Below are 26,088 nucleotides of genomic sequence, written 5' to 3' on the forward strand. Positions count from 1 at the left end.
GGTGTGATCACCATCGATACCACCTACACCGGCCATGTCTCACCGGGTTCCGCGCCGCAGCGCCGTGAGGTCCCCGGCGCCCGGGTGACCAAGATGTCGGTCGGCCCGATGGACAACAACACCTACCTCGTCCAGTGCACCGCCACCGGAGCCGCCCTGCTCATCGATGCCGCCAACGAAGCCGACCGGATCCTCGAGCTGATCGAGCAGGAGACCACCGACGGAGTCGGCCTGATCGTCACCACCCATCAGCACGGCGACCACTGGCAGGCCCTCGAAGCCGTCGCCGCCGCCACCGGTGCCCCCACCGCGGCCCACGCCCTCGACGCCGACCCGCTACCGGTGATCCCGCAGCGGATCCTGGCGGAAGGGGATACGGTCACCGTCGGTGACCTCGACCTCGAGGTGATCCACCTGGTCGGGCACACCCCGGGGTCGGTGACCCTGGCCCTCACCGATGGTTCCGGTCGCACCCACCTCTTCACCGGAGACTGCTTGTTTCCGGGGGGTCCTGGGCGGACAACAAATCCGGAGGACTTCAATTCGCTGTTCACCGGGTTGACCAGCAAGGTTTTCGACCGGTTCGGCGACGACACCGCTGTGTATCCCGGGCATGGAGATGACACCACACTCGGTGCCGAGCGGCCACATCTGGCGGAGTGGCAGAGCCGGGGATGGTGAGCGGAGAACGGAAACCGGCGGGCCGGCCAACTCGGCTGGCCCGTTCGCGGTGTCGTCTGTCGCCGCAGGTCGATACGGTCGCATTATGAGCGGCGGTGAGACTCCGGAATGGGCCGAAGGACTGGCCCGTAAGCACCTGGCGCCGCTGCCCCGACGGTTGGCCCATGTGGAAGGGGTGGCCAGACAGGCTGCTCGCGCTGAAGAAGTAGTGGATGATCCAGCGCTGCTGGTCGCTGCGGCGTGGCTGCACGATATCGGCTACGCGCCGGATATCGAGCGACTCGGGTTCCATCCGGTCGACGGCGCCGAGTTTCTGCGTGACCACGGAGTCAGCGATCGGCTGTGCGCCCTGGTCGCGAATCACTCTTGCGCGTGCGTCGAGGCCCGACGCCGCGGAGTGCAGATTGAGTGGCCCGACGAGAAAACAGAGCTCCGAGATGCCCTGTGGTGGGCCGATATGACCACGACGCCGACCGGCGGCACTACTGCGGTGCGTGAGCGGATTGCCGAGGTCCAAGCCCGGTACGGGCCCGAGCACGTTGTCGCTCAGTCGGTGGCGGAGGCCGCGCCGTACCTGCTCGGAGCATCCGATCGGACGGAGGCCAGGCTCGGAGCCGCACCCCTCAAGTGAAGTACGGGCTGTCGGAGCCCTCGAGCCCTTTCCGAATCCTGAGCAGGATGGATGGGTGGATATCCCGCTCGGACAACTCCGCCAGCCGGACCCATTCGACCTCTGAGGACTCCTCGCTCGTCCGCAGCTTGCCGCCGATCGGTTGTGCGCGGAAGCAGATGGAGAACTCCTGACGTACCTCGCCGTCGTCATAGGCGATGACATGCTCAGGGTTCGAAAAGACACCCACCAGTTCGGTCACGTCGACCTCGATACCGGTCTCTTCGCGGACTTCTCGAACCACGGCCTGAGCAACCGTCTCGCCGGCCTCAAGACCGCCCCCGGGCACTGAGTACTTGCCGTTGTCGGAGCGTCGGATCAGCAGGATTCGACCTTGGTCATCCTGAACGAGAGCGCTCACCGCCACCTTGATGCTGTTGGGTGCCGGCGCGGCCGGATCGTGGAAGTAGTCCGTTCTGCTCATGCTCGGTGCCCGAAATCGGCTTCGTAGCTCTCTGTCCAGACCTGCTCGAAGCTGGTCGTATACGTCTCGAAGAGATCGGCCGCCGGGAGCTGTCGCAAATGAAGTGCCGGCGCGTAGGCCCCGGGCTGCCCGTATACGTGCATGTTGACAATCATCTCGTCGTCGAATCTGAAGATCGAGTTGTAGAGCGTCGTCTTGTGGTACCGGATGTCGACCCCGTCAATTGCGGCGAGAGGTTCGATCAGGGCGAGCGCGTTCCGGATCCGCGCGGGCACGGTCGCCGCCGCCAGCCGCTCTTCCCCGCTTCTCTTGGTTGCTTCGTCTTCGTCCGGATCCCCGAACAGCATTCGGACCTTCATGCCCTCACGTGTCTTCTGTTTGATAGTCCGCGCGAACAACGGCTCTTCGGTGAGGAACAGCCCGGCGAGAACCAGGATGTCGATCTGCTCGGTTGTCTGCGACAGCAGGCGCGTCCACAGATCATGCGGAATCGCGCTCCGATGAGGGTAAACGTTGATGACTTCTGACTGAGCCACCTCGGTGCGGCGTTCCGGTGCGAGCGCATCGGGCCAGAGGTAGTTCTCGGTCTCGCGCACCATCGCGGCCAGCTTGTGTCGATGGCGTGGGTACGGCGTTCGACCCTTGGTGATCCATCGCTCGACTGTCTTCTCTTCGACTCCAACCTCGGCCGCGACGTCGGAGATATCCAGGCCATTGCGCAGAAGCGCCTCTCGCAACCGATCGTTCGGCATCTCAACTCCCAAGGGACGACTAGGGACGACTTAAGTGTATGCGAGACGTCCTCAGTCGTCCAGCTATGCGGTCATTGCGACACCTGTTTTCCCGAAAAGTAACGGCTTGCAAGCCATTTCCCACTTTTCGAAGGAGACAGAACGTGTCGCACAAGCCCAACGTCAGCGGTTCCGATGCCCGCCGACTGATCAGTCTCAAGACGGCGGCCTCCCTGGTCGATGTTGACGCGAAGACGATCCGGAACTGGATCCATGCCGGGCAGCTTCGGGGATTCCGCGTGAACGGCCATCTGCTGCGGGTCAACCATGCCGAACTGCTGGCGCTGGTGCAGCCCGTTCCCGCCTCGATTGGGGAGGACGCGTGATGACGAAGCCGCGGCAGGTTTCCAGTCTGCGTAAGCGTGAGGCGGCCCGACTGGAGGAGTACGTGGCGCAGGTTGTCGCTCAAGCACCCCCTATTTCGGCTGTGGCTCGGGCGCGGCTGGCGGCTGTGTTCAGCAGCGTGAACCGGAAGGCCGCGTGATGAGGGTTCGCACATTCGGCCTTGCGATTGCGGCAGTTTCGGTCGGTTTTCTGGTGTTGACGGCGCCGGAGGTTGTGGGGTTCACGGTGATGCTGCTGGGCGCGATTGCGTTCTGGCGGATGCGCCCTCGGAAGGGGGTGCGGCGGTGAACGGGTACGGGAACGGCCGGGTGCAGGACGGTGCGTCGCATTTCGAGCGGGTGCGTGGTCATCAGGCGTTTCACAGCATGGCTGGGCCGGAGTTCATGGGTACGGGTGCGGTGTTCGCGCCGGTCCGGGCCCTGCCGATCGGCCCGCAGCTGATCGTGTGGGCGGTGCTGATCCTGATCGGGGTCGGTGGGTGCTCGATTGCGTGGGTTGATCAGCAGTCGTATGTGCCCTCGCCGAATATCTGCCGGGCCCATGAGACGGCTCGCACCGATTGTGTGCAGCCCGAGCGGCCGGCGTCGACGGTTCAGCCGGTGGAGGTGGCCCGGTGAAACCCCGAGAGCATATCGCCGTTGTCGCGAACACAGGCGCGGGGAAATCTATCGCGTATTGGTCGTTCCTGGCTGCGCGGCCTGAGCGGGCGAACTGCTTGGACCTGTGGTCGATGTCGTCTGAAGAGGTTCGGTCGACTCTGTCGCGGATGGTGGCGGACCGATGACCACATCCGAACAGCAGCAGAGAGACGGGATTCCGGTGTTTGCGTGGCGGTGTGCACCGTCGCATCTGCGGACCCGGCGTCAGCTGACCGCGGAAGGTCTGCGTCCGAACGGGCAGGACATCGCGGGTGTGGTGGAGCGTCCCCGTCGTCGTGGTGAACCGTTGACGGCCTACCTGTACGACATTCGTCTTGCTGCGGCGAAGCGGGAAGCGTCCCCGGCTCAGCTCGAAGCGTTGCAGCGTGCGACGCGGGAGCGGCAGATGCGTGCGGCGGAGCGCCGCGGTATCGACCGGTCGGAGTTGGAGGCCGATTTCGATCCGGGCCCGGCCTGGACGAGTTCGGGCAATGCGTTCGCGGGGTTGTCGGCGAATGCGTTCGCGGCCGGTCAGGAGCGTAAGGGGCTGAGCCGGTGACCCGCCGTCGATCGAAGGCCAATTCGGTCCGTGAGGAGCAGTCCCAGGCTCACGGGCAGCGGATGGTGCCGGTCAGTGAGTTGCCGCATTTGGCCGAGGCCGCGGCGCGGCGTGGCGAGTCGGATCGGAAGGTGCTGGTCGATCTGCCGGCGCCGCAGCAGGTCCAGACGCCGGGCCGGTCGGTGGGGCAGTGGCTGAGGTCGGGGCAGGCGTTGCCGCCGGTTCCGCCGCAGTACCTGACCGAGGCCGATATCGCCGCCGCCGAGCAGGCGAAGCAGAAATCGGAGTCCAGCAACGCCTTCGCGGGTCTGTCGACCAACGCGTTCGCGGCTGGGCGTGAGCAGAAAGGAATGAGCCGATGACAGGTCACCGTTTGGGCCCGCTGGATATGACGGTGTTGACGGTCCTGGCTGAGCAGTACGGTGCTCCGCTGGATCTGGTGGCCCGCATGTTGGGCACGTCGATGAAAAACGTCTATCACAAGACGGCGCGATGGCGTGCCGCGCATATGGTGTCGAACCTGCGTATTCGGCCGGTACCGGGTCCGATGTGGGTGTTTCCGACCCGTTCGGCGACCGAGGCGCTGTTGCCGTTCTACGCCAAGTACTGGACCCCCAGCCCGAAGATGGCCGCGCACGTGCGTGCCGTGCTGGAGGTGCGGCTGTCGCTGGTCGGCATGGATCTGGATCGGTGGACTTCCGAGCGGGAGTTGCGGGCGCAGCTGGGCCCGACCAAGCCTGGTGTTTCCCGCCCGCATGTCCACGATGGCCGGTTCCTCGACAGTGAGGGCCGGTGGTGGGCGGTCGAGGTCGAGATGACCGCGAAGAACCAGGCCGCCGCCCGGGTGGCGGTGGCGAAAGCCATCGCGGAAGCCGCATCGGCGGAGTGCGCGGGTGTGCTCTACATCTGCGCGGACCCGGTGATCGTGAGCAAGTCCGGCACCGAAACCGACCGGCGCAGCGACGAAATCCGCAACGTGGTCCGGTCCGCGGTCGCGCACGCCCTGTCGGGCCCGGAACACGGGCTGAAAGTGCGGGTGGCGGGGCTGTCGGAGGTCCTGCCGAAGAAAGACGACACCAGTTCGTCCGTTACGCGGCCCGGTCTGACCGTGATCGAGGGCGGAGCCTCTGATCACCGCGGCCAGGCCACCAATGGAAAGGCGGTGTCGTGGTGAGCACCGAGTATTTCGCCCAGGCCCCGGAACCGGAATGCGCCCCGATCCTCACTCCCGGTGATTGCGGCCCGCACGCCACGTCTATGCCGGCGGTGCCGGTCGACCCTGCGGGACAGTCCCAGCCGCAGGGCGACCCGATGCCCGAGATCAGCCCGTCGCTGCCCGGTATCGACCCGGATGGCGAGTGGTTTTCGTGGTTGAACTTGCCGGACTGGACGTGGGACGGCGTGGTTGACGGCGGTGTGGTGACCGGGGCCGGTCTGGTGTTCGTGCTGGTGTTGACGGTTCTGCTGCTGGTCCCGGGCATTCAGTTGGCGTGGGCACCGGCCAAGGCCCGGAACTGGACGCTGGCTTCGCTGGTGGCGTTGCCGGGTGGGTCGATCGTGTTCGCGGGTCTGGACCCGATGGCTCCGATCGAGCAGTTCGGCGACGGCGCGGCCGAGTTGCTGGCCGGGTCGCCGGTGCACGGGCTGTTGCTGATGGCGGCGCTGTTGGTGCCGGCATCCTGGATCGCGGCGACCGCGGCCATAACGAATCGGCGGGTCAAGGCGGCCACGAACGGTTTCCAGTCCCCGGCCCGGACCGAGCGGGTGTTGTGGGCGCAGGCGCAGCGGGAGCAGCGGGCCGCGGCTCGGTTGTCGCGGTATCAGTTGCCGTTCACGACCGGTGGTCTGGATCCGCATCCGGTGTTCGGACGGTTGGCGCGTGAGGAGACTCAGGCGCCGCCGACGAGCCGGTTCAAGGCGTTGACCGCGAGGACCGAGACCCGTCTGGTGGTGCCGTGGATCAACATGCGTGAGCACATGGTCACGGTTGCGTCCTCGGGTAAGGGCAAGACCACGTTGATGTTCCGGGCGATCCTGTCTTGGTATGTGACTGCGTGGCTGCGGCATCGGCAGTGGTGGCGCTCGGATCGTCCCGGCCGGCCGCTGGCGATGGTGATCGACTGCAATGGCGGGCCGGAGAGCGTGAAAGCGGCCAAAGAGCTCGAGCGGTGGATGCTCAAACTCGGTGTCCCGGCTGAGCGGATCGGACGGTTCCCGGAGAACTGCCAGTTCGATCTGTGGCGGATGAACCGCGACGATATGCGCTCGGTGCTCTCGGCGATGGTCTCCGGCGGCGCGACCCCGACGACCTCGACGGAGAAGTACTTCCACGAGGGCCGGGAGAACCTGATTCACCTGGTGGTGGATGCCCCGGCGAAGGTCGTCAACCGGGAACCGGTGGGGGAGAACCCGCCCCGGTCGTGGATGGAGTTCCTGTCCCGGTTCGACCCGAAAGTTCTGGCGCAGTTGTGGGGCGGAGTGTTCGACCCGGCCACGAAAGGTGCGGCGGGCTGGACCGGTGTAGTCGGCGCGGATCAGAAGATCGCAGCCACCATGCTGGGCGACCAGCCGGTGCTGCCGTCGACATTGTCGGAGTTCTCCAACCTGTATCGACTGCTCGGTGATGCGTTCGACGGGGACAAGCAGCTCACCGATTACGACTGCCTGTATGTCGTGCTCGACGGCGTGACCGCACCGGACCGGGCCCGCAGCCAGTTCGGTGCGCTGGGGTGCCTGTTCGAGCAGCTGGCCGACAAAGACCACGGCCGCGAATCTCTGCTCGCTGTCGATGAGTTCTCCGCGGTGTCCGACGGCAAGACCCGGGCGGACAAGTGGGTGATGCGGCTGCGTAAGGCAAAGATCGGCACCTGGTGGTTCGCCCAGGACTGGAACGGTCTCGGCTTCGACGACGAGCAGCGCGAATCGCTGGTCGGCGCCGGATCGGGTGGCGCGGTCATCGGCGGGCACCAGTTCAGCGAACGCATCAGCCAGGCGTTCGGGACGAAGAAGGGGTTCGACCTGTCCCGCAAGCTCGTCGGCGGCTCCGCGGCCGGTGACGAGGGCAATATCCAGGCCCACGACAAGCACCTGATCGACCCGAACCGCATCCGGCGCATGGGCAAGGGCGAGATCGTGCACGTCGCCAACGGCCGCGCCCGCTGGGGCCAGGTCTCCCCACTCGACCAGGCCACCTACGACGCCCTGCGCCCACTGCCCGGCCTGGACCGATTCAAAGAACTCGCACCCGACCAGGTCGCCCCTGTCATCGACCTGGTCAAGCGCCGCCCGGCCTGACACAGACAAGGAGAAACCGTCATGGCTATGCCTAATTTCAACCCCGAAGACCACGGCGAAGAGATCACCGCCGCCTCTGCCGCCCGACGAGCCCATGAGGCCGACGTGCTGGCCGCGATGACCGCGGACCTGGAAGGCACGACCGCCGCCAAACTCGCGCAGCAGTTGGTGCCGGTCGTCCCGGACGGCGGCGCGATCGGCCGCCAGCTGGAACCGCACGTCAAGAAGGTCACGAAAACCCGTGATCGACTGCGGATCTGGGCCCCCGCCATCGGCGCGACCGGCGCGTTCGGCGTCGCAGTGGTCGTGCTGCCGGTGACTGGGCCGCTCGCGGTTTACGGGGTCGCGCTGGTCGGGTTCGGCTGGTGGCATTCGGCCGGCCGACCCGGGCCGGTCCAGGCGGTCCAGATGCTGTTCTACACCGGCGCCGGTGCGCTGGCTCGGATTCGGGAATGGGTCGCCCGGCTGGCCGCCCGCCGCGCTGCCCACGAGGCTCGCCGGACCGGTCAGGAGCAGTGACCACGATGGATATCCCACTGCTTCACCGGCCGCGGCTGCTGGACCTGTTCTGCAAGGAAGGCGGCGCCTCCGCCGGCTACCAGCGTGCCGGGTTCGAGGTGACCGGGGTCGATATCGACCCACAGCCGCGGTACCCGTTCGAGTTCCACCGGGGGGATGCGCTGGCGTTCCTGATCGCGCACGGTCACGAGTTCGATGTCATCGCCGCTTCTCCGCCGTGCCAGCGCTTCACCAACGCCCAGCGGATCCAGGGCCGGGACCACCACGATTTCCTCAGTGAGGTCCGGGCGCTGTGCCAGGCCCTTGGCCGGCCGTACGTGATCGAAAACGTGGAAGGCGCACCACTGCACCACCCGGTGATGCTGTGTGGCGCCATGTTCGAGGGCCTGCGGACCTACCGGCACCGGCTGTTCGAGTCCAACCTGCCGTTGCAGGTCCCGCCCCATCCCGCGCACCACATCCGCATCACGAAGATGGGCCGGCCACCCCGGGCGGGGGAGTTCATGCACGTGGTCGGCAACTTCTCCGGCGTCGCTGCCGCGAAGGCCGCGATGGGCATCGACTGGATGACCCGCGACGGCCTACGCGAAGCCATCCCGCCGGCGTTCACTGCCCACCTCGGAACCCAGCTACTGCGGCACCTGACCACGGGCGCTGCTGCACGGAAGGGGGCATGAAACAGCCACTGATTTCCCCCTGAAATTCCCCGCGAATTCCCTGAGAAAACCAGACGTAAAAGGAGCACCGAAAATGCCGAAACACCGAGATCAGAACAACATTCTGCCCGTTCCTGTCGACCTGTACGAGGAATTGGGCGACCTCGACGACCGGATCTGCGAGGTGCGTGCCCAGCTCAACTCGCTGCAACGCCGCTACGACGAACTCGGCGTCAATCTCGAATCGCTGGACGTCGACACCTTGGGTCGGCCGACAACCCCCGCCGAGGAAATGGACCAGACCGCCGAGGCGCTTACCCGGATGAATTACCGGCTTGACCAGGTGCGCATCCTCCTCGACCAGGCCCGCTCACGAGCCTCGCGTCTGAAGCTCACCGAGGAGGCCGCCGAACATCGCGAACAGCAGATCAACGCCCGCGACGTCGATCCGGAGCGGCTGCGCCGCATGAACGAAGCCGACAGAGTGCACGTCGCCGCCGGTTATGCCCGCTTCGGCACGGACGATCGCCGCCCGCAGCGGTCCCGCTGAAACCACCACAGAAAAGGAGCACTGATCATGTCTGAACGCCCTGTTGAGGACGAGATTATGGACGAGGCCCGCAAGTTCGGGCACAGCATGGCGCAGTTGATGCGCATGCACGCCCAGGCCAATGGGTGGCTGGAGAAGCGCAAGGTACGCCGACAGATCAGCCTGGAGATGCGGAAGCAACGCCGCGAAGAGCAGACCGAGCGGGCACATCACCTGTCGTGGACCTCGCAGATGATCCACCGCTACCAGATCGCCGAACAGTCCCGTCGCGACCGGATCACAGATCCGCGGACCTCTCCGGAGGACCGCTACCGCGCCGAGGATTCCGGCGCCCGCCATATCGAGGAGTTGCGCGAGCGGATCGTCGGAAACACCCGGCTGACCCAGGTGGAGCGCGGTGTCGCGCTCGATTGCCTGGATTCGGCGCGGATGTGGCCGTATGAGCAGGCCAAAACCCCGGAAATGCTGGTTCGCGCGTCGAAACTCCGCGGCGTGGACGCGCTGCGGTACCGGGCCCGGCTGGCCCGCGAGACCGAGTGGCTGCGGGAACGTCGGTACGAGCGTGAAGCCGCACGCCTGGCCCGCGAGGCCGAGTGGATCGAGCAGCGCCGGGGCGAGCGCGGGCCCGTGCGGCAGGAGTTCGTCGCGAGCGCCTTGCAGCAGCCGTCGGTTCGTGAGCAGGCTGCGCCGGCGCGGCCGACCGGTGAGCTGACCAGCGCGCAAGCCGATGCGATTCAGAAGATCCGGCACGAAAAGCTGATCTATAACGAGGCGTCGCGGGGTGCCGACTACTTCCAGAACGCCCGGCTGGTCGGGCGGTTGGAGGAAGTATCGCGCGCCGCGGCGCAGACCGGCTTGACTGAGCAGCGTATCGACTGGGAACTCCGCACCGCCGAGCAGAACTCCCGCTACACCAGCCAAATCCAGTCGCTGGACAGCACCGGGGCCATCGGAGCTACCTGGACGGCTTACCACCCGAACGAGGCCGAAGCCTCGAAGTGGGTGGCCCGGGATGTGAGCCAGGCGAATTGGAAGTCGGGCGTGCAGCTCAAGGCGGCGATCCACGAGCGCGGCAACGAGACCCCGGCACGGGTCGCCAGCGGCAGGGTCGAGCACGTCGCGGCCCGCACCGCGGAGTGGGCACGGCCGGAGTCGCAGCGGGAGCAGGCACCGACGACCGAGGAGATGGCCTCGCTCAAGCAGCGCCATCACCTCTCGATCGAGCACAACGCCGACCTCGCAGACCAGAACGCCACCCTGACCCGCCAGCTGACCACGCTGCGCAGTGAACGCGCTCAGCTCATCGCAGAGCGCGACCGCTACAAGACCGAACGCGACGAGTCGGTGCAGAAGCTCGCGAAGCTGACGCCGGCCGCCGATCGGCTGGGCAGCCCGGAACGCCAAGCCGCCGAACACCGATCCGCCGCGAGCACCGCGGCGGCAGAACAGCACACCGCCACCAATGGCAGCGCGTTCGCGGGTCTGTCGACCAACGCGTTCGCCGCCACCACCAACCGGAAGGGAATGAGCCGATGACCACACCCGACCAGAACCAGCAAAACAACAGCCCGACCGACCAGACGGACCCGCGGTACTACGCGGCCCGGGGCGTGACCAACGAGCTTGAGCAGCAGATGCGCGCCGACGCCGTGAAGGCTGAAAGGTTGCTGGAAGAAGCGCGCCACGTCGGTGAACTGCGCGAATACATAAAAATTGCGGAGCCTGCCGAGGAAATCGACCGCAAGTGGGCGAACCACGATTCGGCGACCGTACAGGCGGACTGGGCGTATCTGACCGATGCCCGTCACGACTGGAGCCGGGCGCCCGGCACGATGGAGCGCCTGTATGAGCAGGTGATCATCGACCGGGTTGATGGTGTCACCGACGGGATGACCTCGGCGGAGTGGCGGTCGCAGCGGCAGGCCCGGGAGATGGCCGGTCACGGTGCGTGGCCGGAGATGCGGGGCCCATACAGCTTCGAGGCCCGTCGGTCCCGGTCGGCCAGCTCGGCAGATCCGGCGAGTCCGAACCACTACACCGATGCGGCGGACTGGGCCGAGCAGGTGATGCGGGCGGACTTCGCCCGGGTGTATCGGCTGGACAAGGAGCGGAACCAGACCTACACCGACAGCGAATACGTGCAGCTCACCGAGCAGATGCACGAAATCGCCGAACCGTGGATCACTCGCGACGATGAGCTCGGGGAAACCTGGCGCGATATGCGCTGGCTCTCGTCGGGCAGTCACCACAGCCGCGGTGAATTCGCCGATACGGTCGAGCGCCTGGAGCAGTACCGCCGAGACGACGACCAGGTGTTTACGCGCAGTGCAGCACAGGTCGGTGAGCTGACGGGAATCCACCCTCGCCGCCAGTCGACCAGCACCCAGCGCAGCACCGAACCGCCGGTGTCATCGGCGTTCGCGGCGGCCCGTACCGCTGAACTCGCCCGCGGCAACGCGTTCTCCGGCTTGTCGGCCAACGCGTTCGCTTCCGGACCGGAGCGCAAGGGGCTGGCCCGATGACCACCACCGATATCCGTCAGCAGTCCCAGGCTGACGGGTTCACCCCACTGCGCCCCTACGGCCCGCCCGCCACGGGCGGTGATGTGGAGCCCCGGTTGGTCGCGGCCAACCAGCGCGCGGCCGAGCTGGAGGAGAAGTTGGCTGCCGTGACCGCCGCACTCGATGCCGCCGAGCATCGGGCCGCGGTGCTGGAGGACCGTAACCGGGAGCTTGCCAGCGATCTTGATGACGCGCTGGATCTGGCCTCCGAACACGCCCTCGATGCCGATCACGAGCGGCTGGCACCGGCACCGCGCTACTGCGACAACGCGTTCGCCGGTCTGTCGGTCAACGCATTCAGTCCCACCCGAGGAGGTATGCAGCGATGAACGACACCATGTCGCCCGCCGGGCCCGACGCGTCGCCTACTGTCGCCGGGCAAGCCGGAGCGGTCCCGCCGGTGTCGCCTCAACCGGCGCGCACGGCGTGGAACGTTGCTGAGATCGTCGCCTTGCTGTCGCTTGCGGCAGTGTCGATCGCCGCTTTCGCGTGGAGTGCGATCGCGCTGCACGGGGTTGCCGTGATGGCCGGCATCGACTCCCGGCTTGCGTGGGGCGCGCCGGTGATCGTGGACGGGCCGATCTTGCAGGCGGCGTTCGCGTTGGTTGCGCTCAACCGGCGCGAGCAGGCCGGGGTGAAGATCCCGAAGGCCACCCGCCGGTTCTTCTGGGCCGAACTCGCCGCCGCTGAGCTGCTGTCTTTGCTCGGAAACGGTGTTCACGCCTGGACTGCCGATGGCCTGAAACTGCCGCAGCTGGCCGCCGCCGCGGTCGCGGGCGCCGCCCCGGTCGCCGCGCTGGCTGTCACCCACGCGCTGACCGCGCTGATGGAAGTCCCGCGTACCCCGGCGCCGCAGGCCGCCCCCACCATCACCGCCGCGACAGGAGGCAACAGCACGGCGACGCTTGGGCGACACGAGGCGACACCGGCCGATATTGAGGCAACACGCCCCGATCCGGAGGCGACACCGAGTGTTGCCGATGCGACACCGGACCGCGACAGCGAGATTTGGCGGCTACACCGGCAGGGCCTTTCCCTCCGCGAAATCGCCCCGATCGTCGGGGTGCACTTCGGCACAGTCGGCAAGGTCGTCGCCCGCCTCAAGGCCGAACACGACGCCGTCACCGTCGAACCGCTCGCGTTGCCCGCGGGCAACGACAACGTCCGGTCGCTGGCCGGATAACCCCACCCATCAAGTAACTAAGGAGTAACTGTCATGACCTCGTGGATTATGTCCGATGAGCCCAAGGTGATCCGTTCGGCGTTCGGCAAGAACGACGAACCCGGCACCACGGTGGCCGGCCTGGTGATCTCCCAGGCCCTCACCGATCAGAAGGACCCGAAGACCGGCAAGCCCAAGATGCGCGGCGGCAAAACCGTCCCGCAGCTGGAAGTGATCATCCTGACCCAGGAGAAGAATGACCCGGACGACGACGGCGCCCGCAAGCTGTTCGTGCGCGGCAACCTGCAGAAGGCGATCAAGGCCGCAATCCTGGCCGCGGGCGACGACGATCTCCGTAACGGGTCCCGGGTCACCGTGCAGTTCACCGGCACCGGTACGGCGTTCAACGCCGACTACGCGCCGCCGAAGCTGTACCGGGCGAAGTACGAGCCGCCCACCGACGACAGTCTCGCCGAAGTCGCCACCTACCTCGGGCAGGACGACGACGAGTAGCCGATCGCGTCGGTTCTGACTAGTAAGAAAGCCCCTGCCGAGTCCCAGTCGGCAGGGGCTTTCGCATGCCCGGACCCGGACGAACCGGCCGGACATCCTCATTGTCACCCACGACGGGACCGCCACGGGCGCGGGTTCTTCTGCTCCTGGTGCGGGGCGCGTGCGCCCCTATCCCGGGCAGGCCCCCGGCCTGCCCGTTAACGCCTGCTCTTCGCGTGTAGAGGCTCCGGGGTCAAGGGTGGCCGCAGGCCATCGGCGCAGCCGACGCGCAGCGCCCTTGACGCTGGAGGGGCGCGCGAACACAATGCAGGCGCCCCGCACCAGGAGCACGCGGCCGGCAGGCCGCGCACGGCGCCGCCAAGGCGCCGAAACCCCCAAGATCAGCCTGCCTGGAAGGTGAGAAAAAGCGGCGAAAACACAGGGAATTGTGGACACAACTTGTGTCCACAATTCTCACCCCTGCCTGCTCCCCTTACCGGCGCCTGACCTGCATAGACGACGCTTCGCGCCGTCGGATTTCCTTACCCCCTCAGTCCCACATCTCATACCCACTACGTGAAACGGGCATGAGATGTGGGACTGAGGGGGTAAGGAAATCCAAAAGAATTCAGTTCAGTTGGTAGGGGGAGCGGAAAAGAAAAAGACAAAGACTCTGGTTGCGTTGGGGTGGGTATCGGTGCGTTGGGTGCGTGGTTGCGTTGACATACGTTCGACGCCGACGGCGTCGCTTCCAGTGGCAGAGCCGGCATGTGATGCTGCGGTGAGGCGAGCGCGCACAGGGCGCACTCGTCCGAGAGCTGACGCTCTCGCGTTCGTTCCGCTCAGGTAGCCGTGGCGGGAGTATCTCTCCGGTCGGCCAAGAACGGGGCTATCACACGACCACCGAACATCAAGGGCGCCTGCGGCGTCGGCAAGCCGATGGCTGCGCCACCCTTGACGCCCGGCGCCCGTGTGATCGTGCAGCCCCAGGCCGACCGGAGAGACACACCCACCACGCCGGAAACCCACGTTCCACTACCGGTGTCCGCAGCCTGACGGCTGCGCGCGGGGACGGCCCCGGACGCCGCCGCTCGCCGCGGAGGCAGGCGCTCTCAGAGAGTCAGGGTGCGAAACTGCACGCCGAGTAGCTCTACCGGAATATTTCGCGTTTACGTTAGTTAACTAATAGTTCGCTGCGTGTCTTCGCCTGGGGTTGGGCCCACGCTGCACAGCCACATCGAGTGCCTGAGGGTATCGGGTAGTTAGTCCATGGGTGCAGTGGCGCTGCTGGAACAGCTGTACGTACGGCCGAAGCCCCTCGTTGGATCGGGATATTGGGCATGATGTCCTGATGGTGGATGGGACCTCGCTGAAGGCGGTCATACCCACGGGAACGTATCAATGTGTATGGTTCCTGGGGCCTGGCTCTGACTCTGTGGCTGGGGAAATAGAGTTGCAGGATGATCGTTCCCCTCATGGGTCGGCGCAGTGGACGTTATTGGAACCTGAGCGGATCGTCAACGCGAGCGGGCGATACGAGTTGGCTGAATCGTTTCCCCAGGATGGTAGGCGAAATATTGTTAGAGGGATTATTGATGAACTCGGTCTTGAAATAGCTCTTGTTAATGTATCGATACATACTTGGTACAGGGGTAAGACATGGCTGGATGCAGAGGCGGCGATTGTTGGTCATAAACTGCCCACTGGGGAAGTTCCCGGCTTTAGTAATCTTCAACTCCAATTGACGGGTATCGACGCTGTCGGTGGCGCTTCGCCAATAGCGCACATAATCGGGGGAAGCCCAGATAATCCACGTGGTTGGGATATTAGAGGGAACCCGGATGCGACTCAAATATGGAGTAATGATGAGGCGTCAGTAACTCTTACCTATCAAACGTCTTCGAACGCCATAGATCCTTTCCGTATTGACGTTTCGTACTTGCCGATGATCGCAATTGAATTGTGCCAGCCTATCTCGCTTCGAGATTGGGTGGACGATTGGTGTGAGCCGCTACGGCGCATCGTAGGCGCTGTTCTGGATTCGCCATCTGAAATATCCTCCATGTCGTTTCGGCTTCCTGATGGCACGGCCGCTACCGTTTTCGGATCGTCGGTATCAAGCCAGCCATATGTCTCCGACATCGAGAAGATACGCAAGTCGGAGCCGGTTTTCACAACCCTCCGCGACGGTGTCTCATTGCTTGATCTAGTGGTTAACTGGCGCGTGGGCAAGGACCTGGGAAACCCGCTAGTAGAGGGCTTCAATCCTTATGTCCTTACGAATCGCCAGCACCCTAGATTCAGGCTTCTACTTCTGATCCAACTCCTTGAGGCTCTGGATGGGTTCGAGAATCGCGCCACAAACGCTGAGCGAGCGTCAAGGTACACAGACTCGCGTTTGGATATTATCGAATCAATTAAAGCGCTTCGTGAATCGGGTGCGATTTCATCAGCTAATTTCCGGTTCATCAAGGAAAATCTTTCGAAACGCCCAATTAACAGCTTGGATGCCGCACTTAAACGCCAATTCTCTCTTGTTGGCTCCAGTCAGATCGATGACCGCCTTCTTGCAATAGGATCCGTGAGCGAACTGGCTTCGGAGCTAAATCCACCGACTAGCGTAAATGCCCTGAGGGTGATTCGTAATGATCTCAGTCATGGCAACCGGGATTATCCATCAGGAGATTTGCATAGGATTGCCCTGGTGGTGAAACTAGTGACTCGGATTCGATTCATGCAACTATTGGGATGTGGCGTCGATGTCGCGGCAAGGATGATTTGAGAGGTAAAATAATTAGTCAGGTAATGAACCGAGTTTTTTGAACGCCTGAGCGCGGTCCGGCCAGTGATCACCTGGGGCCTTTGAATTCGAATACCGAGTCGTAATCGCTCCAGTCGATTCGAACCCCTTCAGGTTTGAAACCAGGGCCGCCGCGGGCTGGGAGGATCGTTACCCGGATACCAAGGGCGCTCAGCACTGCGATCCGCTGCGTGACGGCAAGGCCATTCCAGACCTGGCGAGCGTCGCTTGTAGTAATTTCCGACAGTAGTTCTCCGTCCAGCCCAGCAGCGCTCCGAATCGCATCAGCTTCCGCCGCAGCGAGTTCCGGCTTGAGCTTCGCCGTGATACGCGAGAGTTGCTGGGCGTCGATTGCTCCGTCTGCAAATGCGTCTGCTGCGCTGTCGAGTCGAGACCGGATGGCGTCTGCCCGCGCACGTGCTTCTTGTCCGGCGGTGTCGTCTCGGGCGAACAAATCGCGTGCATCGGGTTGAGCCAACCTCGTGCAGACGACCTGCGCAACGAACTCGTCAACCCACTCCACCCGGCGACCAACACAACCTCGGCCAGTCGGGCAGCAATATAGAACGTGCGGACCTCCACGATTGACGACTCGGAGGGTGGAGTCACACACGCCGCATCGACCGATCCCGAAAGACAGCAGGTGCCGTCGGGCTCCGCTCTTCGTCGCCGAGCGGCCAGGAGCGGTAAGCAAGGCTGTCACGCGGTCGTGGTCATTGCGATCCACGATCGATGGCCACGCGGCCGGGTATTCCTGGCCGCGGTGTGTTCTGACGGAGATATTCATCTTGCGCAGAGCCAACTTCCGGACGGTCGACGACAACCAGTGCCCTTTGCTCTGTGGCGTAGGAATGCCTTCTTCGTTCAGGCGCTTGACGATGGCTTTCAGGGATAGGCCAGCCAGCAGATCCGTCACGATTCCACGAACGACTCGTGCCGCTTCTGGATCTTCGATGTCTTCCCAGCCCAGTACGTTGCCCGCAGTATCCCGACGGTAGATGCGCCGCCACCCATAAGCGACATGCCCGTTGGCCCTGCCTTCCTCGGCCCGCTGCTGTGCAGCGCGGGCGATCCTCTCGCCCTTGATCTCCGACTCCGCCGTGTCGAACTCGCCGAGCACTCCGGCATACATTCGGCCGGCCGCAGACGTCAGGTCGATATCAGAACCCTTGACGAGAGCGATGCCCACACGAGCCTTCGACAGAACGTCGATCGCATGAGCGCGTTCGCGCCGGTTCCGCCACAGACGGGATAGGCCGTAGGCGACGATATGGTCGAACTCTCCGCGCACAGCCGCTTCGAGCATGGCCTCGTAGTCCTTACGGTGTTTGGTTCCCTTCAATACCGAGATGTCATTGTCGGTGTATACACGCACGACTTCCCACCCGCGCGATTCGGCGAGGCGCAGCGAGTCTTCGCGTTGGCGCGCGATGCCCTTCTCGGTGCTCCGCGGATCCTCGGAGATTCGACAGTAAACAGCCGCCCTACCTGCCATGATGGCTATGTTACCCGCTGAGAACCCTCCGTATTTCCGGGGGGCGTCGGGAAAACGTGGCGTCCGGAAGATTTCACAACCCTGATCGACGGGGTGACCACCGAACTGTTCGATCGATTCGCCGACGATACCGTCGTCTACCCCGGTCACGGCGATGACACCACCCTCGGCGACGAACGGCCGCAGTTGCAGGAGTGGAACCGCCGTGGATGGTAAGAAGCCGACTTGCCGCAGCGATGGCACGGCGCCTATTTCGACGGAAGGTTGACGTACCGTCGGATAAGCGCCGCCAGCTCTGATGGTTTCATTGCCAGTGTCAGCTTTGCGAGTCTTCCGCGATCGATCTCGTCGACCACAAGTTTCAGTGCTCGGGCTGCGTCTCGGCGTGTTCCCTTCAGGTCCGGATCGGAAAGTCTCCAGCGCGGAAGCGAACGGTGATGATGATGTGCTATTCCGAGTAACGTGCAGAGGTCGACAAGGTCTTTGTGCTGGAAGCGCTTCTTCCAGGCCAGGGCTTTCATGACTAGCGCGACCTCGACATCCGGAAGCGGCGCAGTGAAGCTGATCTCCCCTTTGCTTTGCACGCGCACACAGGCATCTACGTACAAAGGGGGAGCTGCCAACGCCAGGGATAATCCCGGCGCAGCGTCGAAGCCTCGATCGCCGATCATCTGCGGCATTCCCGCCGCGTCTGGAGTCACCAGTAGATCAATCGACATTTCACCGTGCGGACTGTATCTCGTGTACGAGTTGCCTCGAACAGCTTCGTACCCGAATGCTTGGAGGGCTTCGTGCAGGTCGCGATCTGTGGCAACCAGCGGGCTGATACCGGCATCGGCATCCACAGTTGCGCGGTGGATTACATCAGGTGTCGGGTATGCGTGGCTGAGTAGTTGCACCATATGACCTCCGATGATCCGATATCCACGGCCGTCCGCCTCAGGGTCGAGGAATGAGGCCGCTTTCGTGAGGTCGTGCAACGCAATGTATCCGAGATCTGAAGCATTGGATGTCGAAACGATGGCGACTTCGAAAACGTGTGGCTCAGGCATCCAGCTGCCTGTTCACGATGTGATGTCGCAATCGCTGGGCTGTTTCCGTTGCGTTCGGGCCAACGCTTGTATGAAGAAGGTCCCACAACACGATGGCGGGGTCCGCCAAGAGCTGTCCCTGTCGCAGTGCCCTGTGAGCTGTGCGCTGGATGGTGGGGTCATCTGGCACTACGGTGAGCATCGTGGCGTCGCCGACATCGACGGGGGTGAAGCCCACTGGGCTGAAGTCGATGATCTCTGGGAGATAGAGGAGCGCGGTTGCCGGGATCTGCCAGGGCGAATACTCGTCGGCTGCGAGATCGCCGGACACCACCGGAGTGAGTTCCAGCTCGGTCAGTAGTGATGTTGCGGACTGAGCTTGAGTCGCCGGATCGTCCAGGTCGTACCACCCTTGGATAGTGCCGCCGGGTCCGGGATATTCATCGAGCCAGGCGTCGAGTAGCTCTACCGAATTTCCGAGCCACCCGGCTTCGTCTTTGTGGGTGCTGGTCAAGCTCCGGAGCGCATGAGAGATGGCTTGCTGGGAGAAGCCGAGTAGTTCGGCCAGTTCGGTCTGGGATCTCGGTTGTTGTGAGGTAGCCAGGGTTCGAGTCAACGACCATCGCGCCCATGCGGTGCGAGTTCTGTGTCCCGGTCGACCGTCTGAGTCCCGATCCTCGAACATGATCTCAGTGTTGAATATCACCAACGGTGGATCGGTGGTCACCAGGTCGAGTTCATCGGCAAGTGCTCTTTCAATGACAGATCTCGACGCTTCCGGTGCAGCGTAGAGTCTTCGGTTCGATCGGTCTTGGTCCCGTTTGATCTGGTGTCCGGTGAGGCGGTGGTCGCTCATCTGCACGATCGACTCGATGGCCTGGAGGCTGTGAGGTCCTCTCAGGAACAAGCGGTCGGAGGTACCGCCCACCACCTGAATCCCCGCTTGCGTGAGCAGCCTGAGGAGGCGACTCCGTATCGCACCGGCATCCATCGCTCCTCCTACTGTAGTGCATTGCTTTTGTCAAACAAGCTTATCGCGATATCTGCTACAAGGCTTGTTTGACAGATTATTATCAGCTGGGTATAGGCGCAAACCTGTCGTCGTCTCGAGTGAAATCGGCGATGGCAGCTGTGGGGAAGCCGCAGCGACCTCAGCTCACACGCTCCGACGTCCGCGCAAGTTTCGTGTTACCCGCCGAGAACCCTCCGTACTTCCGGGGGGAATCGGGAAAACTTGGCGCTCAGAGGATTTCACGACTCTGATCGAGGGCGTGTCCACCAAACTGTTCGGCCTCGGCTGGCCGAATGGCGCAGCCGGGGTTGGTGACCCGTCCGGCGGTTCTGCCGTGTTCGCCGGGGCCGCCTTCGCGGATGCCGTGAAGTTCCGGTGGTCGAGGTCGGTGATCGCCGCCGCTGTCCCCCGCGCCGACCGTATCGAATTCGCCGAGTCCGGGCGATGGGGGCCACCGGCGCCGCGGTTCGGCCGAAGGAAACGACGCGGCGGCGACACCCGCGAATGTGGAACCGGCGGACCGGCCGTGGTCCGGCGACCAGGAGTCGGTCGCCGGACGGCGGGCCGCCGTTTCGGGAGCGTGTGCCCGGCCCCGGCGCGTGCGGGGCCGGGCGTCAGGACAGTTCGACGAGCTTCTGTCGCAGCCAGCTCAGTGTGGTGACACCACCGGCCACCTGGTAGCCCGGGTAGCTCTGGTGGATGCCGGATTTCACGAAATCGTCGACCTGCTTCTTACGCTCTTCATAAGCGTTGTTGTTGAGCTGGTCGTGCAGCAGGCCGAGTCCACCCGCCGCCAACGCGTCGTTGAGCAGCTGCATGCCGAGGGTCTGGTAGTTGCCGAGCTGGCTGGGGTCGGCATTGGAGACCTGGGCGAAGAACCCGGCGATTCGGGCGGCGAAATCGCCGTCGGGGGTCGAACAGTACAGGTCGCCCACTGCGCAGAAGGTGTAGGTGCGGTTGCTCAACCAGCCGAAACCGGTCAGCCGGGGGCCGCCGGCGCCGGCGCCCTGTACCGGTGGGCCGATGAGGTTGTCGAGGGGGGAGCGGCGCGGGTCGGCGATCAGGCCGACCAGGCCCACCCGGTCCGGGGGGACCACGCCGAGCCCGGTGCCGATCTCGGAGGCGAGGTCACCGGCGGCATCGGCGCCCTGGCTGTAGCCGAGCAGCGCGAATCGCGTGTTTCCGCAGCGTCGCGCCACATCGGAGATCAGTCCGCGGGCTCCGGAGATCGCCTCGTTCTTGGAGCGACCGTAGACCTCGCCCTCCCATGGGAAGGCGGTGGCGGTGTAGGCGACGTAATCGGTGTGGGCGTTGCCCGGTAGGCCGTCGGCGGCCAGGGCGAGCATTCCCTTGCCGGGGTCGGACTTCGACGTCTCCCAGGTGCCCGGGATCGCGACCACATACAGGTCGGGGCAGTTCGCGGGCGCCGCGTGGGCCGTCGTGGCCACGGCGGGCGCGAGGACCGACGCGAGGATTACCGCCATACCGGCGGTGGCGCTCTTCCATCGAGAAAACATCGTGTGCTCCATGTGCTCACCGAGACGGCCACCGGCCGTTCACCTGTTCCCAGGATTCCCAAAACAGTCGACGGGCATGCCACGCCCTTGTGGTGTGACGTGTGGGTGCGAGTTCGTCGACCCCGATGGATGGATCAGAGGCACTTCAGATCTCGCCGAGGGATAGCCAAGCACATCGGGGCCCGTTCCGAAAGTCGAATCTACCGGTGTTCGGCCCTGATCAACGGGATATTCACCGTCGGGCGGCGCTGTGCTGTGAAATCCGCCCGCTCACGGTGGTTTCGGTGCCCGGGTCGGTGTGCCGCGGCCACCGCACCCGCGGCGGTCTCGGGTGTTCGCGCGCCCGGCCCCGTTGTCCGCCGACGCGACCTGGGCAGTAGGCACGGTATGACGGTCCGGACCGGGGAAATCGCTACCGTACTCGACTGGAGTTCCCGGGGCGTGGCGGACGCGCTCGGCGCGTGTGGACGAGGCCCATGAAGCGGCTCTGTTCCCTCGGAAGGAGGGTCACTGATAACGATTCGGGCCATAAGAAGTGCCCGTCCGACCGGGCGACGGGTGTCTGCGCCCTCCGGTTCACGCCCCCCGCGGTGCCGCCGATCCGTCCGCGATCACCTGACCAGCCCGAATCTCGAATCCTCGCGTTACGGCGAGGTATGGCACCCGGGCTCGCGCGGTGTCCGGGGCTCGGAAGGTGCCTGGCAGACTTGTGTCGTGACTTGGACGCCAGTGCGTACACGACCGGATTCGCGTGCCGACTCCGGTGCTGCGCGCGGGATCGGTGCCGTGATCCTGCGCTGGGCCGGGCGGCTACTCGGCGGTGCCTTGGTGGTGGGGTTGATCCTGGTGGGCGGTACCGCCGTGCGGGTGTGGCAGGTGGCGCGGATCGAGGACTACACACCCGCCGACGCCATCGTGGTGCTGGGCGCCGCGCAGTACTCCGGGACACCGTCGTCGGTGTTCGAGGCGCGCCTCTACCAGGCGGCGAGCCTGTACGAGCAGGGGGTGTCGGACCTTGTCATCACGGTCGGCGGCAAGCAGGAGGGTGACCTGTACACCGAGGCCGCCTCGGGAAAGATGTACCTGATGGACGCGGGCGTCCCGGAGAGCGCCATCCTCGCCGTGGAGACCGGTTCCGATACGCTCCGCAGCGTGGAAGCCGTGGCCGCCGCGATGCAGGGCCGCGGCCTCGATTCCGCGGTGCTGGTCAGCGATCCGTGGCATTCGCTGCGGACCCGCACCATGGCCCGCGACGCCGGGCTCGACGCCTGGACCGCACCCACCCGCACCGGTCCAGCCGTGTACACCCGGGAATCGCAGGCGCACGGTATCGCCCGGGAGACCGCCGCTCTGCTCTGGTATCAGCTCACCCATTTCTCGGCGGATTTCAACTACACCGCCGGGCAGTGAAGCCTTCACCCGCCGGACCTCCCGGCCGGTCACGGCCCGGTGGCAGACTTGGTGCGGTGATCTACACCGAGCACGACCGCGAACGCCTGGTCGGCGAGGCCCCCAAAACGGCGGGCCTGGCCGGTGCCGGAGCCCACGGAAACGGGCACCGCACCGAATTCGCGCGCGACCGTGCGCGCGTACTGCATTCGGCCGCGCTGCGCCGCCTCGCCGACAAGACCCAGGTGATGGGTCCCCGCGACGGCGATACGCCGCGCACCCGGCTCACGCATTCGCTGGAGGTCGCGCAGATCGGCCGCGGTATCGCCGACGGCCTCGGCTGCGATCCGGATCTGGCCGAACTCGCGGGACTGGCGCACGATATCGGCCATCCGCCCTACGGTCACAACGGCGAGAAAGCGCTGGATATCTTTGCCGCCGGTGCCGGCGGGTTCGAGGGCAACGCCCAGAATCTGCGGATCCTCACCCGGCTCGAACCGAAGGTCGTCGATTCCTACGGTGGCAGTGTCGGGCTCAATCTCACTCGCGCCGCGCTCGACGCCACGATCAAATACCCGTGGCATCGCACCGCGGCGAGTGGCAAGTTCGGCGCCTACGAGGCGGACGCCGACCGGTTGTCCTGGGTCCGCAAGGGCGCCTCGGATCGGCGGCCGGCGCTGGAATGCCAGGTGATGGACTGGTCCGACGATGTGGCCTACTCGGTGCACGACGTGGAGGACGGCATCATCGCGGGCCGGATCGATCTGCGTGCCCTGGCCGATCCGGTGGAGCGGGTCGCGCTGGCCGAGCTGGGACATGTGCAGCATCGCGACCTCTCGGTCGACGATCTGGTGGCCGCCGCGCAACGCCTGTCCGAACTGCCCGTCGTCGCGGAGGTGTTCGTCTACGACGGCACCCTCGCCAGTTCGGTCGCCTTGAAAAGGCTCACCAGTGAACTCGTCGGCCGGTTCGCCAACGCGGCGGTCGTGGCCACGCGGGCGGCCCATACCGGACCGCTCGCCCGCTACTCCGCCGACCTGGTGGTGCCGCCGGTGGCCGCCGCCGAGGTCGCTGTCCTGAAGACCGTCGCGCTGCGCTACGTCATGTCCGATCCCGACCACAAGCTGCGTCAGGCCGAGCAGCGTGCCCGGCTCACCGCCGTCGCCGAACACCTGCTCGCCACCGGTCCCGCCGCACTCGATCCGCTGCTGCTGCCCTGGTGGGACACCGCCGCCGACGACAGCGCCCGGGTTCGCGTGATCGTCGACCAGATCGCCTCCTACACCGAGAGCCGCCTGGAACGGATCGCCGCCACCCTGGATTCGTGACAGTGCTCACCGGCATGATCGGCGTCGCCTTCGGCACCACGGGCCGGCCGGGTCCCTTATCGACCGACCGTGGCTGCCGACTCTTCGAAGCAGGTGGGGGAGGGCGTATGCGCTCGTGCGTCGACCGGCCCGAGTAGGTCCACGTCACCGTAAGCGCTCAATGATCGTCTCTCTATGGATGACCGGCCGCACACGCGCCAGGGTGCTCGGGTTCCGGTGTGGACCCGCTCGCCTAGACTCGACTCCGTGACCGGACGAATACCTGCTCGCGATATCACCGCCATTCGGGAGCGCGTCCGGATCGAGGATGTGGTGGGCGAGTACGTGGCGCTCAAACGGGGCGGCGCGGACTCGATGAAGGGGCTGTGCCCGTTCCACGACGAGAAGTCCCCGTCCTTCCACGTGCGGCCCAACCACGGCCTGTTCCACTGTTTCGGATGCAACGAGGGCGGCGATGTGTACGCCTTTCTGCAGAAGATCGAGCACATCGGTTTCGTGGAAGCCGTCGAGCAGATGGCCGACCGGATCGGCTACCGGATCAACTATGAGGGCGGCGGGACATCGGTCCAGCGTGACCGCGGCACCCGGTCCCGGCTGGTGGCCGCCAACGCCGCCGCCCACGAGTTCTATGCCGAGCGGTTGCGCGGCCCCGACGCCACGGTCGCCCGCAAGTACCTCACCGACCGCAACTTCGACGAGGCCGCCTGGACCCAGTTCGGCTGTGGTTACGCCCCCGACGGCTGGGACACCCTCACCAAGCACCTGCTGAACCGGGGCTTCGATTTCAAGGAACTCGAGGCGGCCGGTCTGTCCCGGCAGGGTCGGCGCGGCCCGATCGACCGGTTCCACCGGCGGCTGCTGTGGCCGATCCGCAATCTCGGCGGCGATGTGATCGGTTTCGGCGCCCGCAAACTCTTCGAAGACGACACCATGCCGGGCAAATACGTCAATACCCCGGAAACGCTGCTCTACAAGAAATCCCAGGTGCTGTTCGGTCTCGACCACGCCAAACGGGAGATCGCCAAGGGCCATCAGGCCGTGGTCGTCGAGGGCTACACCGATGTGATGGCCATGCATCTGGCCGGGGTGAAAACCGCCGTCGCCGCCTGCGGTACCGCCTTCGGTGACGACCATCTGGCGATCCTGCGCCGGCTGCTCATGGACGACAACTTCTGGCGCGGCGAGATCATCTTCACCTTCGACGGCGACGCCGCCGGCCAGGCCGCCGCCCTCAAGGCATTCCTCAGTGATCAGAAGGTCGCCGGGCAGACCTACGTCGTGGTCTCGCCCGACGGCCAGGATCCCTGTGAGATGCGCCAGCACTCCGGGGACGCCGCCCTGCGCGATATGGTCGCCCGCCGCGAGCCACTGTTCGATTTCGCGCTGCGCCAGGAGATCGCCAAACGCGAGGACAGCCGTACCCGGGCCCTCACCTATGACAGTCAGGTCGAGGTGATGCGCTGGGCGGTTCCCATCGTCGCCCAGATCAAGGACCACGGACTGCGTAAACGCTACGCGACCCAGCTCGCCGAATGGACCGGCTGGCAGGATCCGCAACTGGTGTACCGCCGGGTCGACGAGGAGGCCCGCAAGTTGCGCGGCGCCGCGGCCGCCCCGCCCACCCGGGCGCCCCGGAGCGAGCAATCCGGCCCCACGCCGCCCGCCGCCCGTCCCGACCCCCGGGACCCGGTACTGCGCTCCCAGCGGCAGGCCCTCGCCGCCGGCCTGCAGTACCCGGAGATCGCCGGTCCGGCGTTCGACGCCCTCGAAGCCGACGCCTTCACCCACCCCGCCTATATCGCCGTGCGCACGCTCATGGCCGAAGCCGGGGGAGTGGCGGCGGGCCTGTCGGGTGCGGACTGGGTGAGTGCGATCGGCGACCACACCGACGACCTCACGTTGCGTGCCCTGGTCTCCGAGCTCGCCAGTGAACCGCTGCCGGTGAAGACCACCGGCGATATCCCCCGGTTCATCACCGGGGTCCTCGCCAATGCCCAGGCCGCCCTGGTCGGCCGGCAGATCGCCGAACTCAAGTCACGGCTGCACCGCGTCTCTTCCGTCGACGAACCGGAGATCTATATGGCCCTGTTCGCCGACCTCGTCGCCCTCGAGCAGTACCGCAAGAGTCTGCTGGAACAGGCCATGGGCACCAGCGAATTCGGTGCCGCCTGACC

26 protein-coding genes and 1 pseudogene are annotated in these 26,088 nt (G+C 65.3%); 21 read left to right on the forward strand and 6 right to left on the reverse strand.

From position 1 onward, the window contains the following. Window positions 1-3 precede the first annotated feature (3 nt). Window positions 4-681, forward strand: coding sequence for an MBL fold metallo-hydrolase (locus ACQPYS_RS06565; protein WP_433491980.1), 678 nt, complete (start codon window positions 4-6; stop codon window positions 679-681). An 85-nt stretch (window positions 682-766) separates the two neighbouring features. Beyond that, the gene (locus ACQPYS_RS06570) at window positions 767-1,312 is read left to right on the forward strand and encodes an HD domain-containing protein (RefSeq protein WP_433491981.1); all 546 of its coding nucleotides are present in this window, start codon (window positions 767-769) and stop codon (window positions 1,310-1,312) included. Here the strand turns inward: ACQPYS_RS06570 and ACQPYS_RS06575 are convergent. Together ACQPYS_RS06575 and ACQPYS_RS06580 are read right to left on the reverse strand one after the other, a co-directional pair. Further along, window positions 1,305-1,775: an NUDIX hydrolase gene (locus ACQPYS_RS06575; protein WP_433491982.1), complete on the reverse strand. Its 471-nt coding sequence runs from the start codon at window positions 1,773-1,775 to the stop codon at window positions 1,305-1,307. The two genes, ACQPYS_RS06570 and ACQPYS_RS06575, sit on opposite strands and share 8 nt — an antisense overlap. After that, window positions 1,772-2,527 (reverse strand): helix-turn-helix domain-containing protein, encoded by a 756-nt coding sequence (locus ACQPYS_RS06580; protein WP_433491983.1) that lies wholly within the window; start codon window positions 2,525-2,527, stop codon window positions 1,772-1,774. The genes ACQPYS_RS06575 and ACQPYS_RS06580 overlap by 4 nt, the downstream gene beginning before the upstream one ends. 143 nt (window positions 2,528-2,670) lie before the next feature. Between ACQPYS_RS06580 and ACQPYS_RS06585 the strand changes: the two genes are divergently transcribed. From ACQPYS_RS06585 to ACQPYS_RS06655, 15 genes are all read left to right on the forward strand, one after another. Then, window positions 2,671-2,892 (forward strand): helix-turn-helix domain-containing protein, encoded by a 222-nt coding sequence (locus tag ACQPYS_RS06585; protein ID WP_396941265.1) that lies wholly within the window; start codon window positions 2,671-2,673, stop codon window positions 2,890-2,892. Between the two features lie 303 nt (window positions 2,893-3,195). Continuing rightward, window positions 3,196-3,528, forward strand: coding sequence for a hypothetical protein (locus ACQPYS_RS06590; RefSeq protein ID WP_433491984.1), 333 nt, complete (start codon window positions 3,196-3,198; stop codon window positions 3,526-3,528). A gap of 163 nt (window positions 3,529-3,691) precedes the next feature. Then, window positions 3,692-4,108 carry an RRQRL motif-containing zinc-binding protein gene (locus tag ACQPYS_RS06595; protein WP_433491985.1) on the forward strand — a complete coding sequence of 139 codons (417 nt, stop codon included), beginning with the start codon at window positions 3,692-3,694 and terminating at the stop codon, window positions 4,106-4,108. Then, window positions 4,105-4,470, forward strand: a complete 366-nt coding sequence (locus ACQPYS_RS06600; RefSeq protein WP_433491986.1) for a hypothetical protein — start codon at window positions 4,105-4,107, stop codon at window positions 4,468-4,470. The genes ACQPYS_RS06595 and ACQPYS_RS06600 overlap by 4 nt, the downstream gene beginning before the upstream one ends. Then, window positions 4,467-5,282: a hypothetical protein gene (locus ACQPYS_RS06605; protein ID WP_433491987.1), complete on the forward strand. Its 816-nt coding sequence runs from the start codon at window positions 4,467-4,469 to the stop codon at window positions 5,280-5,282. The genes ACQPYS_RS06600 and ACQPYS_RS06605 overlap by 4 nt, the downstream gene beginning before the upstream one ends. Further along, window positions 5,276-7,402, forward strand: a complete 2,127-nt coding sequence (locus ACQPYS_RS06610) for a hypothetical protein (protein ID WP_433491988.1) — start codon at window positions 5,276-5,278, stop codon at window positions 7,400-7,402. The genes ACQPYS_RS06605 and ACQPYS_RS06610 overlap by 7 nt, the downstream gene beginning before the upstream one ends. Window positions 7,403-7,423: 21 nt before the next feature. Beyond that, on the forward strand, window positions 7,424-7,921 hold the full coding sequence (locus ACQPYS_RS06615) for a hypothetical protein (RefSeq protein ID WP_433491989.1): 498 nt from the start codon (window positions 7,424-7,426) through the stop codon (window positions 7,919-7,921). Window positions 7,922-7,926: 5 nt separating this feature from the next. Continuing rightward, window positions 7,927-8,598, forward strand: coding sequence for a DNA cytosine methyltransferase (locus ACQPYS_RS06620; protein ID WP_433492985.1), 672 nt, complete (start codon window positions 7,927-7,929; stop codon window positions 8,596-8,598). 73 nt (window positions 8,599-8,671) lie between these two features. Next, window positions 8,672-9,127, forward strand: a complete 456-nt coding sequence (locus tag ACQPYS_RS06625; RefSeq protein WP_433491990.1) for a hypothetical protein — start codon at window positions 8,672-8,674, stop codon at window positions 9,125-9,127. Window positions 9,128-9,154: 27 nt separating this feature from the next. After that, window positions 9,155-10,663: a hypothetical protein gene (locus ACQPYS_RS06630; RefSeq protein ID WP_433491991.1), complete on the forward strand. Its 1,509-nt coding sequence runs from the start codon at window positions 9,155-9,157 to the stop codon at window positions 10,661-10,663. After that, entirely contained in the window at window positions 10,660-11,649 is a 990-nt protein-coding gene (locus tag ACQPYS_RS06635) for a hypothetical protein (protein WP_433491992.1), read from the forward strand. The genes ACQPYS_RS06630 and ACQPYS_RS06635 overlap by 4 nt, the downstream gene beginning before the upstream one ends. Beyond that, window positions 11,646-12,017, forward strand: a complete 372-nt coding sequence (locus ACQPYS_RS06640) for a hypothetical protein (RefSeq protein ID WP_433491993.1) — start codon at window positions 11,646-11,648, stop codon at window positions 12,015-12,017. Before ACQPYS_RS06635 ends, ACQPYS_RS06640 begins: the two co-directional genes overlap by 4 nt. Further along, a complete protein-coding gene (locus ACQPYS_RS06645; protein ID WP_433491994.1) occupies window positions 12,014-12,871 on the forward strand; it encodes a DUF2637 domain-containing protein in 858 nt (285 codons plus the stop codon). Before ACQPYS_RS06640 ends, ACQPYS_RS06645 begins: the two co-directional genes overlap by 4 nt. A 33-nt stretch (window positions 12,872-12,904) precedes the next feature. Then, window positions 12,905-13,363 carry a hypothetical protein gene (locus ACQPYS_RS06650; RefSeq protein ID WP_433491995.1) on the forward strand — a complete coding sequence of 153 codons (459 nt, stop codon included), beginning with the start codon at window positions 12,905-12,907 and terminating at the stop codon, window positions 13,361-13,363. A 1,330-nt stretch (window positions 13,364-14,693) separates the two neighbouring features. Then, complete coding sequence (locus ACQPYS_RS06655) at window positions 14,694-16,124, forward strand: hypothetical protein (protein ID WP_433491996.1); 1,431 nt, start codon at window positions 14,694-14,696, stop codon at window positions 16,122-16,124. 67 nt (window positions 16,125-16,191) lie between these two features. Here ACQPYS_RS06655 and ACQPYS_RS06660 read toward each other — a convergent pair whose 3' ends face one another. Next, window positions 16,192-17,637 carry a recombinase family protein gene (locus ACQPYS_RS06660; RefSeq protein ID WP_433492986.1) on the reverse strand — a complete coding sequence of 482 codons (1,446 nt, stop codon included), beginning with the start codon at window positions 17,635-17,637 and terminating at the stop codon, window positions 16,192-16,194. A 27-nt stretch (window positions 17,638-17,664) separates the two neighbouring features. Between ACQPYS_RS06660 and ACQPYS_RS06665 the strand changes: the two are divergent. Next, window positions 17,665-17,853, forward strand: a pseudogene (locus tag ACQPYS_RS06665) (MBL fold metallo-hydrolase); the annotation flags it as partial. Window positions 17,854-17,885: 32 nt separating this feature from the next. Here ACQPYS_RS06665 and ACQPYS_RS06670 read toward each other — a convergent pair. The 3 genes from ACQPYS_RS06670 to ACQPYS_RS06680 form a co-directional block, all read right to left on the reverse strand. Beyond that, the gene (locus ACQPYS_RS06670) at window positions 17,886-18,689 is read right to left on the reverse strand and encodes a hypothetical protein (protein WP_433491997.1); all 804 of its coding nucleotides are present in this window, start codon (window positions 18,687-18,689) and stop codon (window positions 17,886-17,888) included. After that, window positions 18,682-19,659 (reverse strand): hypothetical protein, encoded by a 978-nt coding sequence (locus tag ACQPYS_RS06675; protein WP_433491998.1) that lies wholly within the window; start codon window positions 19,657-19,659, stop codon window positions 18,682-18,684. Before ACQPYS_RS06675 ends, ACQPYS_RS06670 begins: the two co-directional genes overlap by 8 nt. Before the next feature lie 635 nt (window positions 19,660-20,294). Beyond that, a complete protein-coding gene (locus tag ACQPYS_RS06680; protein WP_084481230.1) occupies window positions 20,295-21,197 on the reverse strand; it encodes a cutinase family protein in 903 nt (300 codons plus the stop codon). Window positions 21,198-21,986: 789 nt separating this feature from the next. Between ACQPYS_RS06680 and ACQPYS_RS06685 the strand changes: the two genes are divergently transcribed. The 3 genes from ACQPYS_RS06685 to dnaG all read left to right on the forward strand — a co-directional run bounded on the left by ACQPYS_RS06685 (window position 21,987) and on the right by dnaG (window position 26,086). Then, window positions 21,987-22,607, forward strand: coding sequence for a YdcF family protein (locus ACQPYS_RS06685; protein ID WP_174551712.1), 621 nt, complete (start codon window positions 21,987-21,989; stop codon window positions 22,605-22,607). A 59-nt stretch (window positions 22,608-22,666) separates the two neighbouring features. Next, window positions 22,667-23,914: a deoxyguanosinetriphosphate triphosphohydrolase gene (locus tag ACQPYS_RS06690; protein ID WP_433492987.1), complete on the forward strand. Its 1,248-nt coding sequence runs from the start codon at window positions 22,667-22,669 to the stop codon at window positions 23,912-23,914. Window positions 23,915-24,160: 246 nt separating this feature from the next. Then, complete coding sequence (gene dnaG, locus ACQPYS_RS06695) at window positions 24,161-26,086, forward strand: DNA primase (protein ID WP_431938712.1); 1,926 nt, start codon at window positions 24,161-24,163, stop codon at window positions 26,084-26,086. The last annotated feature ends 2 nt before the right edge of the window (window positions 26,087-26,088 follow it).

It is taken from the genome of Nocardia grenadensis (genome assembly GCF_050942415.1).
GTDB classification, from domain to species: Bacteria; Actinomycetota; Actinomycetes; order Mycobacteriales; family Mycobacteriaceae; genus Nocardia; species Nocardia grenadensis.